This is a genomic window from Mesorhizobium sp. M7A.T.Ca.US.000.02.2.1 (genome assembly GCF_003996995.1).
GTDB lineage: Bacteria > Pseudomonadota > Alphaproteobacteria > Rhizobiales > Rhizobiaceae > Mesorhizobium.
Genome location: NZ_RZTT01000229.1, coordinates 1 through 9,800, shown reverse-complemented (window position 1 = coordinate 9,800; position 9,800 = coordinate 1). Strand labels below are relative to the sequence as shown.

11 protein-coding genes and 1 pseudogene are annotated in these 9,800 nt (G+C 63.8%); 7 read left to right on the top strand and 5 right to left on the bottom strand.

The features are described 5' to 3' along the window. Nucleotides 1-113 precede the first annotated feature (113 nt). The 3 genes from EOD15_RS20805 (at nucleotide 114) to EOD15_RS20795 (ending at nucleotide 2,903) form a co-directional block, all read left to right on the top strand. Nucleotides 114-1,034 carry a rhodanese-related sulfurtransferase gene (locus tag EOD15_RS20805; RefSeq protein WP_127320187.1) on the top strand — a complete coding sequence of 307 codons (921 nt, stop codon included), beginning with the start codon at nucleotides 114-116 and terminating at the stop codon, nucleotides 1,032-1,034. A gap of 117 nt (nucleotides 1,035-1,151) precedes the next feature. After that, nucleotides 1,152-1,889 carry a tellurite resistance TerB family protein gene (locus EOD15_RS20800; protein WP_127320185.1) on the top strand — a complete coding sequence of 246 codons (738 nt, stop codon included), beginning with the start codon at nucleotides 1,152-1,154 and terminating at the stop codon, nucleotides 1,887-1,889. A 258-nt stretch (nucleotides 1,890-2,147) separates the two neighbouring features. Further along, the gene (locus EOD15_RS20795) at nucleotides 2,148-2,903 is read left to right on the top strand and encodes an SDR family oxidoreductase (RefSeq protein WP_127320183.1); all 756 of its coding nucleotides are present in this window, start codon (nucleotides 2,148-2,150) and stop codon (nucleotides 2,901-2,903) included. Here EOD15_RS20795 and EOD15_RS20790 read toward each other — a convergent pair whose 3' ends face one another. Beyond that, a complete protein-coding gene (locus EOD15_RS20790; protein ID WP_127320181.1) occupies nucleotides 2,904-3,269 on the bottom strand; it encodes a YciI family protein in 366 nt (121 codons plus the stop codon). 151 nt (nucleotides 3,270-3,420) lie between these two features. After that, entirely contained in the window at nucleotides 3,421-4,605 is a 1,185-nt protein-coding gene (locus EOD15_RS20785) for a pyridoxal phosphate-dependent aminotransferase (protein WP_127320180.1), read from the bottom strand. Nucleotides 4,606-4,688: 83 nt separating this feature from the next. Between EOD15_RS20785 and EOD15_RS20780 the strand changes: the two genes are divergently transcribed. The 4 genes from EOD15_RS20780 to denD all read left to right on the top strand — a co-directional run bounded on the left by EOD15_RS20780 (nucleotide 4,689) and on the right by denD (nucleotide 7,665). Next, complete coding sequence (locus tag EOD15_RS20780) at nucleotides 4,689-5,375, top strand: GNAT family protein (protein WP_127320178.1); 687 nt, start codon at nucleotides 4,689-4,691, stop codon at nucleotides 5,373-5,375. A 10-nt stretch (nucleotides 5,376-5,385) separates the two neighbouring features. After that, nucleotides 5,386-6,369 carry a cation diffusion facilitator family transporter gene (locus EOD15_RS20775; protein ID WP_127320176.1) on the top strand — a complete coding sequence of 328 codons (984 nt, stop codon included), beginning with the start codon at nucleotides 5,386-5,388 and terminating at the stop codon, nucleotides 6,367-6,369. 89 nt (nucleotides 6,370-6,458) lie between these two features. Beyond that, a complete protein-coding gene (locus tag EOD15_RS20770) occupies nucleotides 6,459-6,671 on the top strand; it encodes a hypothetical protein (protein WP_126071175.1) in 213 nt (70 codons plus the stop codon). Between the two features lie 16 nt (nucleotides 6,672-6,687). Continuing rightward, the gene (gene denD / locus EOD15_RS20765) at nucleotides 6,688-7,665 is read left to right on the top strand and encodes a D-erythronate dehydrogenase (RefSeq protein WP_127320174.1); all 978 of its coding nucleotides are present in this window, start codon (nucleotides 6,688-6,690) and stop codon (nucleotides 7,663-7,665) included. Nucleotides 7,666-7,688: 23 nt separating this feature from the next. Here the strand turns inward: denD and EOD15_RS20760 are convergent, their stop codons facing one another. From EOD15_RS20760 to EOD15_RS20750, 3 genes and pseudogenes are all read right to left on the bottom strand, one after another. Next, nucleotides 7,689-8,897, bottom strand: coding sequence for a nickel/cobalt transporter (locus EOD15_RS20760; RefSeq protein ID WP_127320172.1), 1,209 nt, complete (start codon nucleotides 8,895-8,897; stop codon nucleotides 7,689-7,691). Further along, nucleotides 8,894-9,562, bottom strand: coding sequence for a DUF1007 family protein (locus EOD15_RS20755; RefSeq protein WP_127320170.1), 669 nt, complete (start codon nucleotides 9,560-9,562; stop codon nucleotides 8,894-8,896). The genes EOD15_RS20760 and EOD15_RS20755 overlap by 4 nt, the downstream gene beginning before the upstream one ends. 82 nt (nucleotides 9,563-9,644) lie before the next feature. After that, a pseudogene (locus tag EOD15_RS20750) lies at nucleotides 9,645-9,800 on the bottom strand (LysR family transcriptional regulator); the annotation flags it as partial.

The window sequence follows — 9,800 nt, the reverse complement described above, 5'->3', positions numbered from 1 at the left end:
ACCTCAGCTATGGTACAAATTCGCCCATGGTGCAGATTTGCGCCAGTGGCCAGCCGAACAGCATGCCTGCTTTGCCTTGAATCGGCTTGCTCGAGCGTCTAGTGGCTTCGGCAATGACATCACTTCCACCCCTTCGCGTCGCAGCACTCTACCGGTTTGCCCGGCTCGACGCTTTCGAAGAACTGCGCGCGCCGCTCGCCGCCTTCTGCTGCGGGCGCGGCATCAAGGGCACGCTGCTGCTGGCGCATGAAGGCATCAATGGCACCGTCGCCGGCAGCGAGACGGCAATTGCCGAACTGATCTTGTATCTCGAAGCCATCGAAGGGCTGGCGGGCCTCGAGGTCAAGTACAGCGCAGCCGCGGACATGCCGTTCCACCGCATGAAGGTGCGGCTGAAGCGCGAGATCGTCACCATGGGTGTCGATGACATCGATCCTTCGAAAAGTGCCGGCACCTATGTCGCGCCGGCCGACTGGAACGCGCTGATTTCGCAGCCCGACACTGTCATCATCGACACGCGCAACGCCTACGAGGTGTCGATCGGCACATTCAGGGGTGCGATCGACCCGGCCACCGCAAGCTTTCGCGAGTTCCCGGCCTGGGTGGAGGCGCATCGGGCGGAGCTCGAAGGCCGCAAGGTGGCGATGTTCTGCACCGGCGGTATTCGCTGCGAGAAGGCAACCGCCTATGTCAAATCGCTCGGCCTCGAGGATGTCTTCCATCTCAAGGGCGGCATCCTCAAATACCTCGAAGAGGTCCCCGCCGAACAGAGCCTCTGGCAAGGCGAGTGCTTCGTCTTCGACGAGCGCGTTTCGGTGTCGCACGGCCTCGCCGAGGGCGAAGCGGAACTGTGCCGCGCCTGCCGCCACCCGCTGACACCGGGCGACCTGACGTCGGCCAAATTCGCCGCCGGTATTTCCTGCCCGCATTGTTTCGATGCGCGTTCGGACGAGGACCGCCAGCGTTATGCCGAGCGCCAGCGCCAGGTCGAGCTTGCGCAGGCGCGGGGCAGGGGTCCGCATATCGGCTCCTGATCCGGGCATCGAGCTGCTGCAAAGCGGCCGCCTGTCATTGCAATGTCAAGTTTCGGGACCTACGTCTTCGACGTTCGAAACCTGCCCGTTCGGCCGGGCAAATCCTGGAGGCACTGAATGTTCGATCCCAAGAAGCTTCTCGACGATCTGCTCGGCTCGCAAATCCCCGGCGCCAGCGGCACCGTTCGCGACAAGGCGGGGCAGGCCGTGCAGATGGCCAAGGACAATCCGCTGGCCGCCGGCGCACTGGCCGCCGTGCTGCTTGGAACTGGCGCCGGTCGTAACGTGACGGGCGCCGCGGTGAAGCTTGGCGGACTGGCTGCCATCGGCGGCCTCGCCTACAAGGCCTACCAGAACTACAAGGCCGGCAACGCACCCGCCGAAGCACCGGCGGCCGGCGAACCGGAATTGCTGCCGCCGCCCAAGGACACCGCCTTCCACCCGTCGCAGGCGCCGCAAGGCGAGGACGAATTCACGCTGACCCTGATACGGGCGATGATCTCGGCGGCGAAGGCCGATGGCCATATCGACGATGAAGAGCGCCAGAAGATCGCCGGCAAGCTCAGCCTGGCCGGCATAGACTCCGATGCCGAAAAGTTCCTGATGGCGGAGCTGGCAAGCCCGCTCGACCTCGACACGCTGGTCGCCGGCGCCAAGACCGACGCGCAGAAGCTCGAACTCTACACGGCGTCGCGCCTGACCATCGATCCCGACACCCGCGCAGAGCGTGGCTATCTCGACCTGCTTGCAGGCAGGCTCGGCCTGCCGGACGCGCTGGTCGACCATGTCGAGGCAACGGTTTCGGCGGCCAAGGTGCCGGCCAAGGCAGGGACGTCACCCAATCCGCGCTGGTAGGCCAAAACGGCACAGGAGGCGCTTTCCGGGTTAACCTCTCGTTAACCCAGCAAGCGCATCATTCAACACAGTCGGATCGGCTTTTCCTCCTCCCAAGCCCGGTTCAGATCAGGGGCGGTCGCCAATGGCCGCCCTTTTTGTCGGCCCGATCGGATGGACACGCTTGCCATCGCCGCCGTCATTTGCGATGCCTTCCTTTTTCGAGCCAAACCCCGAAAATCAGTCGAGCAAGCGCAGCGCTGCCGGAGGACAACAGCCATGACCGAGCAAAGAACCGCCATCGTCACCGGGGCCGGCACGGGCATCGGCAAGAGCGTCGCCACGGCGCTGCTCAAGGCGGGCTGGAACACAGTGTTCTGCGGACGCCGCAAATCCGTGCTGGATGCAGCCGTGGCCGAGGCCGGGTCCACCGACGCCAAGGCCCTGGCGGTTGCCTGCGATATCAGCAAGGCAGGCGAGGTCGACGATCTGTTCGAGACCGTGGCGGCGGCCTTCGGCCGTGTCGACCTGCTCTTCAACAATGCCGGCATGGGCTACAAATCGACGCCGATCGACGAGATACCGGTCGAAGTGTGGAACGATATCGTCGGCGTCAACCTCACCGGTTCGTTCCTGTGTGCCCGTGCCGCCTTTAGCGCCATGCGCAAGCAGAAGCCGATGGGTGGCCGCATCATCAACAACGGTTCGGTGTCGGCCTATGCGCCACGCCCGGGCTCGGTGCCCTACACGGCGACCAAGCATGCCATCACAGGACTGACCAAGACGCTGGCGCTCGACGGCCGGCCCTATGACATCGCCTGCGGCCAGATCGACATCGGCAATGCCCTGACCGACATGGCGCAACCGATGACGGTCGGCGTGCCGCAGGCCAACGGCTCGATATCAGCCGAAGCGGTGATGGATGTTCAGCGCGTCGCCGACGCCGTCGTCCACATGGCCAGCCTGCCGCTCGACGCCAACGTGCTGTTCATGACCGTCATGGCGACCAAGATGCCGTTTGTCGGGCGTGGGTAGTTATTCTCCCGGTAGCTCTGCGCCGGGCAGATAGAGCGCGATAGGACGGATCTCGTAGACGGCGGTCGGATTGACGCGACGAAAGTCGCGCGCGATAGCGATGGCATCGTCCCGCGTCGGGCAGTCGACGACATAGAGGCCGAGAAGCTGTTCCTTGGTTTCGGCGAAGGGGCCGTCGACGATCAAGCCGCCGCGCAAGGTGCAGGCCGATTGTGTCGCGCCAAGCCGCGCCGACGGGCCAAGGCTGCCGTCGGCATAGAGCCCTTCATGGATCTTGAGCAAGTCAGCCATCAGCGCCGTATCTTCCTGCGGCGTCAGCGCCTTGATTGCGTCTTCCACATGATAGGCAAGGATTGCATAGAACATCCGATGTCACCCCCCTTCGATCCTGATCCGAGGACCGTAGCCGTTCTCGACATGCACGCCCAGTCTTGCCCGCGCGCCTCCGGACGGCTCATGACACCGTCATGCCACAGCCGCAAATTGTCCGGAAGAGGACAGCGGGCCGCTTTCAGGCTTACTTCGCCAGGAAGGCCCCGATCCGTTCCAGTGCCCGCAAGATGTTCTCCTCGGAATTGGCGTAGGAGAGCCTGATATAGCCTTCGCCGAGAATGCCGAAATCGGGGCCGCCGATCAGCGCCACGCCGGCCTCGTCGAGCAGCGCCGAAGCGAGCTTCTTGGCCTTCCAGCCGGTCTTCGAGACGTTGGGGAAAGCGTAGAACGCGCCCTTGGGCGTGATGCAGGACATGTTGGGCAGGGCATTCAGTCCCTCGACGACGATCTTCCGGCGGCGGTCGAAGGCGCGCATCATCGTGTCGACGTCGTCCTGCGGGCCGTCGATTGCCGCGATGCCGGCGAACTGGCTTGGCGCGTTGACGCAGGACCAGCAGTTGACAGCCAGCTTGCGCACCTTGTCGTAGAGATGGGCGCCCTTGTCGCCATTCGGCCAGATCGACCAGCCCATGCGCCAGCCGGTCATCGCCCAGGTCTTCGACCAGCCGTTGAGCACGATCAGCCGGTCACGGATCTCGGGAAAGCCGAGCAGCGAGCAATGCGTCTCGCCATCATAGGTCATGACGTCGTAGATCTCGTCGGAGAGGATGGCGACCTGCGGATGCGCCTCCAGCCCCTTGACCAGTTTCTCGATCTCGGCACGGGGCGTCACACCGCCGGTCGGATTGGCGGGCGAGTTGAGGATCAGCAGCCTGGTCTTCGAGGTGATCAGCGCCAATGTCTCCTCGGCCGAGAAGGCAAAGCCGTTTTCCTCGCGCATCGGCACGGGAATAGGGGCTGCACCGGTGAACTCGATCATCGAGCGATAGATGGGGAAGCCCGGATCGGGATAGAGGATTTCGGCGCCAGGTTCGCCGAACATCAGGATGGCGGCGAACATGGTTGGCTTGCCGCCGGGCAGGATCATCACCGTTTCGGGCGATACTTCGACACCGGTGGTGGCGAGCGTGCGGCGCACCACCGCCTCGCGCGTCGCCAGCAGGCCATTGGCCGGCGTGTAGCCGTGATGGCCGTCGCGCAGCGCCTTGATCGCCGCCTCGACGATGTGCTGCGGCGTCTTGAAGTCCGGCTGGCCGATGCCGAGATTGACGATGTCGCGGCCTTGTTGGGCAAGTGCTGTGGCCCTCGCGAGCACGGCAAAGGCGTTTTCCTCGCCAAGGCGGTCGAAGGCCGAAATCGTGTGGAGCATTTTTCCCGTCCGTGTGGTTCTTGCTGTTGGGTCGCGTTTTTGTGAGCTTCGGCTGGCAAAAGTCAAACGGATTGGAGCTTTCGGTGTCGGAAAATCTCAGGGATTGGCAACCGCGCCCGCGGCCCGAACGCAAGACCATCGACGGAAGCACTGTCCGGCTCGAACCGCTGAGTGCCGCAAAACATGGCGATGGCCTCTATGAAGCGTCCTCCGTGTCCGACATCGACGGCCGCTTCGCCTGGTTGCCCGATTATCCGCCGGAGACCCGCGCCGCCTTCCAGCCATGGCTGGACAAGGTCGAGGCCAGCGAGGATCCGCTGTTCTTCACCGTCATCGACAAGGCCAGCGGCAAGGTCGCCGGACGCCAGACGCTGATGCGCATCGATCCGGCGTACGGCGTCATCGAGATCGGCAACATCTATTGGGGGCCGCTCATCTCGCGCAAGCCGGGAGCAACCGAAGCGCAGTTCCTGTTCATGAAATACATCTTCGACGAGCTCGGCTACCGCCGCTACGAATGGAAGTGCAACAACCGCAACGAGCCATCGAAGCGGGCCGCCGAACGGTTCGGCTTCAAGTTCGAAGGCATTTTCCGCCAGCATCTGATCGTCAAGGGTGAAAACCGCGATACTGCGTGGTATTCGATCATCGACAAGGAGTGGCCGGCGCTGCGCAGTGCCTATGAGGCGTGGCTCGATCCGGCCAATTTCGATGGCGAGGGCCAGCAGAAGCGACGGCTCGAGGATTGTCGCGCGGAATTCGGCGCCTAGGAGTTCGCCATTGGCACATACCCACGATCACAGCGGGCACGATCACATTGGGCACGATCATGGGCCCGGCCATGTCCATGGCTCGACCGACAAGAAACGCGTTCTGATCGCAGCCTGCCTGACCGGCGGCTTCATGGTCGCCGAAGCGCTTGGCGGCATCTTCACCGGCTCGCTGGCGCTGCTGGCCGATGCCGGCCACATGCTCGCTGACTCGATCGCGCTCGGCCTTGCCTGGTATGCGTTTCATCTTGGCGGCCGTCCGGCGACCGTTCGCCTCACCTATGGCTTCGGCCGGGTCAAGACGCTGGTGGCCTATACCAACGGCATCGCCATCTTCGTCATCGCCCTGTGGATCGTCTACGAGGCCTGGGGGCGCCTGCAGGCGCCGGCACCGGTGCTTGGCGGGCCGATGCTGGTGGTGGCGATCCTCGGCCTGTTGGTGAACATCGGCGCGTTCTTCGTGCTGCATGGCGGCGACCGCGAAAGCCTGAACATGCGCGGCGCCATCCTGCATGTGCTTGGCGACCTGCTCGGCTCGGCGGCGGCCATCGCGGCGGCGCTGGTCATCCTGGCGACCGGCTGGACGCCGATCGACCCGATCCTGTCGGTCCTGGTCTCGCTGCTGATCCTCTACACGGCGTGGTCGCTGATGCGAGAAGCCGCCCATGTCCTGCTCGAGGGGGTGCCGCCAAGCCTCGACCGCGATCTGATCGCCAGGGATCTCGAGGCGACCGTCCGGGGGGTGCGCGAAGTGCACCATATGCATGTCTGGTCGCTTGATGGGACCAGCAACATGGCGACGCTGCATGCCTGTCTCGACGAGGGCGTCGATGCGCATCAGGCGGTGAGTGCCGTCAAGAAGCGGCTTGCCAGCGAGCACGGCATCAGCCATGCCACCGTGGAACCGGAATTCGGCCAGTGCGCCGACGATGGCGACGAGCACGACCACGGGCACGGGCATGAAGCGGCTGCATATCACGACCATCATCACTAGGACCGATCGATCGATGTCGATTGGTTCTGCCTCGGGAGTTGCAAAACCTTGAAAACCAGCTTGATGAACACCCGCTGCCCTGGTGCGGCGTGATGGATCGTGACACCAGGAATGCTCTTATCGCTGCCGTGTGGATCATGCTTCTGTTCGGTATCGGCGCCTACTATCTGCCGACCGTAATGCTGGCACTCGGCAGCCTTTCGACGGTGCTGGCCGGCGCCTTTGGCATCGTCTTCGTGCTGGCGTTCTTCTCGGTGTTCTGGCTGCGGGCCCGCAACCAGCGCAAAAACCAAGGTAAATAGGCAAGGGATTTTCGATATGCGCATTCTGATCACTGGCGCCGCGGGTATGGTCGGCCGCAAGCTCATCGCCCGGCTGGCCAAGGACGGCACGCTGCGCGGCCGCAAGATCACGGCGCTGGATTTACACGATATCGTGCCACCACAGGCCCCGAGCCTGGATGGCGTCAGCGTCACGCTGCACACTGGCGATCTCGCCGAAGCAGGGGCCACTGAGCGCCTGGTCGCATCGCGCCCCGACGTCGTGTTCCATCTTGCCGGCATCGTGTCGGGCGAGGCGGAAGCGAATTTCGATCTCGGCTACCGCGTCAATCTCGATGGCACGCGGGCCCTGTTCGATGCCATCCGGCTGGCGGGCTTTGCGCCGCGCGTCGTCTTCACCTCGTCGATCGCGGTGTTCGGCGCGCCGTTCCCGGATGTCATTCCCGACGACTTCCATCCGACGCCGCTGACCTCCTACGGCACCCAGAAGCAGATGAGCGAAGCGCTGCTGGCCGACTATACCAGGCGCGGCTTCTTCGACGGTATCGGCATCCGGCTGCCGACGATCTGCGTGCGGCCGGGCAAGCCGAACAAGGCGGCGTCCGGCTTCTTCTCCGGCATCATCCGCGAGCCGTTGAGCGGCCACGAAGCGATCCTGCCGGTGCCGCGCTCGGTCGTGCACACGCATGCCAGCCCGCGCTCGGCGGTGAACTTCCTGATCCATGCGGCAGGGATCGACGGCAGCGCAGTCGGGCCGCGCCGCAACCTGACGATGCCCGGCGTTGCCGTCACCGTCGGCGAGCAGATCGAGGCGCTGGAACGCATCGCTGGGCCGAAGGCGGTAAGCCTGATCCGCGAGGTTCCGGATGACACGATCTGGGCGATCGTCAAGGGCTGGCCGACGCGCTTCGAGGCAAAGCGGTCACGGGAGCTCGGCTTCAGCGCCGAAAAGAGTTTCGACGAGATCATCCGCGCTCACATCGAGGATGAGCTCGGCGGCAAAATCGCGGGTTAAACTCCGAACCTCGTGGCGCCGGCCTATCCGCCGCTCGCCAAACTCGCCGACAGCAGCAGCAGTCCGAACAGGAACACAAACGCCGCGCCGCCGATCTCGACGATCGAGTGGATGCGGTTGCCCATGCGGCCGTCGCCGGCGAAATACACCGCCCAGTTCTTGGCGGTCACCGCCAGTGTCGCCAGTGCCGAAACGGTGATGGCCGTGCCAAGCGACATCGCCAGCACCGACAGCAGGCCGCCGAGCCAGAGGCCGTTGAGCAAGGCGAAGCTCAGCACGATCAGCGCGCCGGAGCAGGGGCGGATGCCGACCGCCGCCACCGCCGTCCAGGCCGTGCGCCAGTCGAAGCGGTCGCCCGACAGCAGCGCCGGATCGGGTGCGTGCGAATGGCCGCAGGTATCGCAGACTTCGCCGGCCGCGTGATCGTGATGAGCGTGATCGTGTTCGGCATGATCGTGATGATCGTGCGAAGGGCCGTGCACATGGTCATGCGCGTGTAGCGCGTGCGAATGAGCATGCGCCGAATGGCTGGGAGCTGCATGGGAGTGACCGGCATGCGAATGCGCGCCGTGCGAATGGCCCCCATGAGAATGACCCCCATGAGAATGACCGGCGTGAGAATGGCCGGCATGAGCCGCCGACAGGCTGTAGGCCGGGCCCTTGCCGAACAGACGCAGGACGGCGGGGCCGAGTTTGCGCCACAGCAGCCAGGCGCCGAACAGGGTGACGAAGACAAAGCTCATGATCTCCATGAACCAGGCTGCGTCCGTCATCGAGATCGTGGTGCCGCGCAGGACGAAATAGGCGACCCCCATCACCGCGATCGCGGTCAGGCCCTGCAGCAGCGCCGAGACGAAGGACAAGAGGATGCCGCGCCGCAACGCCACCTCATTGGCCACCATGTAGGACGAGATCACCGCCTTGCCGTGGCCGGGGCCGGCAGCATGGAAAATACCGTAGGCGAAGGACAGGCCGACGAGTATCCAGATCTTGCTGCCGTCCTGGCGCATCGCCTTCATCGCCGTTGCCAGCGCGCGGTAGAATTCCTGCTGCCTGAGATTGATCCACATCAGGATATGGGCGAACGGGCCAGTGGTGGGCGCCATGCCGTCATTGACGCCGATGCCGAGCGAACTCTGGGCATGAGCGGCGTCGGCGAAATGCATCATGGCGACAGTGAGGGCCAACAGGCCGAATGCCAAACGCAGGGACGGTTTCGTCACCGGCTTCATCCTTCTGGCTGACAGGTCAGTTCGAGCTTGGTGGCGAAGATCTTGCTCATATCGGTGCCGGTCGGGTCATTGAAAAAGGCATCGGTGAGGGTCTTCTGGTTTTCCTTGATGGCCTCGTCCGGGTCCGGACGGACCACCTTGCTGGTGCAGTTCGAGGGCAGGCCTTCAACCGTGATGTTGGAGTCCTCGGTGAAGTCGATCGCCGTGTAGAATGTCGGATCGTAGACGCCGATATCGATCTTGCCGTGGAGCTTGATCGGCACCTTCGGTTCGGACTCGAAAAGGATGATCAGCTGATCGTTGTCGAAATTGGCCATCAGATGCGGCGGCGGCGTCATCGCCACGTCCTTGCCGTCGACGGTGACAAGCTGGAAGTAATTGAACTCGGCCAGCGAGGCATGAACGGTGTCGGCGACTTCCTTCAGCTCCTTGTCGTCGAGCTTCAGGTCGGAGTTCTTGTCGAACTCCATCATCACGGTCGAGGAAAACAGATCGTCGAAGCGCCAGAGATGACGCAGAGCCTTCACGCTTTGGTGATCCGGGGAGAGAATCACATCGAGGCGGGCCTCGGCGAAGACATGCGGATGCACGTAAGCCGGTCCAGTGGCGGCAAAGTTAGCCGCCAAGGCCGAAGCCAGCATGATTGCGTGCCGTTTCAGATTCATTCTCGGTCCATAGGCCTCGGAAGAGTTGCCGAGAGTTACCAGAAAGGGGGCGAAATTGGGACCACGAGACTATCGACGCCGGTCAGCCAGCCTCGCGCGTCCTGAACCACTGCACCAAAAAGTCGACGAAGACGCGGACTTTCGCCGGCAGATAGCGACGGTGCGGGTAAACGGCGAAGATGCCGCCGCCCGACAGGATACGGTCATCCATCACCGCCACCAGCCGGCCGCTCGCGAG

Excerpts from the sequence above, each read along its gene's own strand:
- EOD15_RS20805 (WP_127320187.1), top strand. The coding sequence starts at position 114 with ATGACATCACTTCCACCCCTTCGCGTCGCAGCACTCTACCGGTTTGCC.
- EOD15_RS20800 (WP_127320185.1), top strand. The coding sequence starts at position 1,152 with ATGTTCGATCCCAAGAAGCTTCTCGACGATCTGCTCGGCTCGCAAATC.
- EOD15_RS20795 (WP_127320183.1), top strand. The coding sequence starts at position 2,148 with ATGACCGAGCAAAGAACCGCCATCGTCACCGGGGCCGGCACGGGCATC.
- EOD15_RS20790 (WP_127320181.1), bottom strand. The coding sequence starts at position 3,269 with ATGTTCTATGCAATCCTTGCCTATCATGTGGAAGACGCAATCAAGGCG.
- EOD15_RS20785 (WP_127320180.1), bottom strand. The coding sequence starts at position 4,605 with ATGCTCCACACGATTTCGGCCTTCGACCGCCTTGGCGAGGAAAACGCC.
- denD (WP_127320174.1), top strand. The coding sequence starts at position 6,688 with ATGCGCATTCTGATCACTGGCGCCGCGGGTATGGTCGGCCGCAAGCTC.
- EOD15_RS20760 (WP_127320172.1), bottom strand. The coding sequence starts at position 8,897 with ATGAAGCCGGTGACGAAACCGTCCCTGCGTTTGGCATTCGGCCTGTTG.
- EOD15_RS20755 (WP_127320170.1), bottom strand. The coding sequence starts at position 9,562 with ATGAATCTGAAACGGCACGCAATCATGCTGGCTTCGGCCTTGGCGGCT.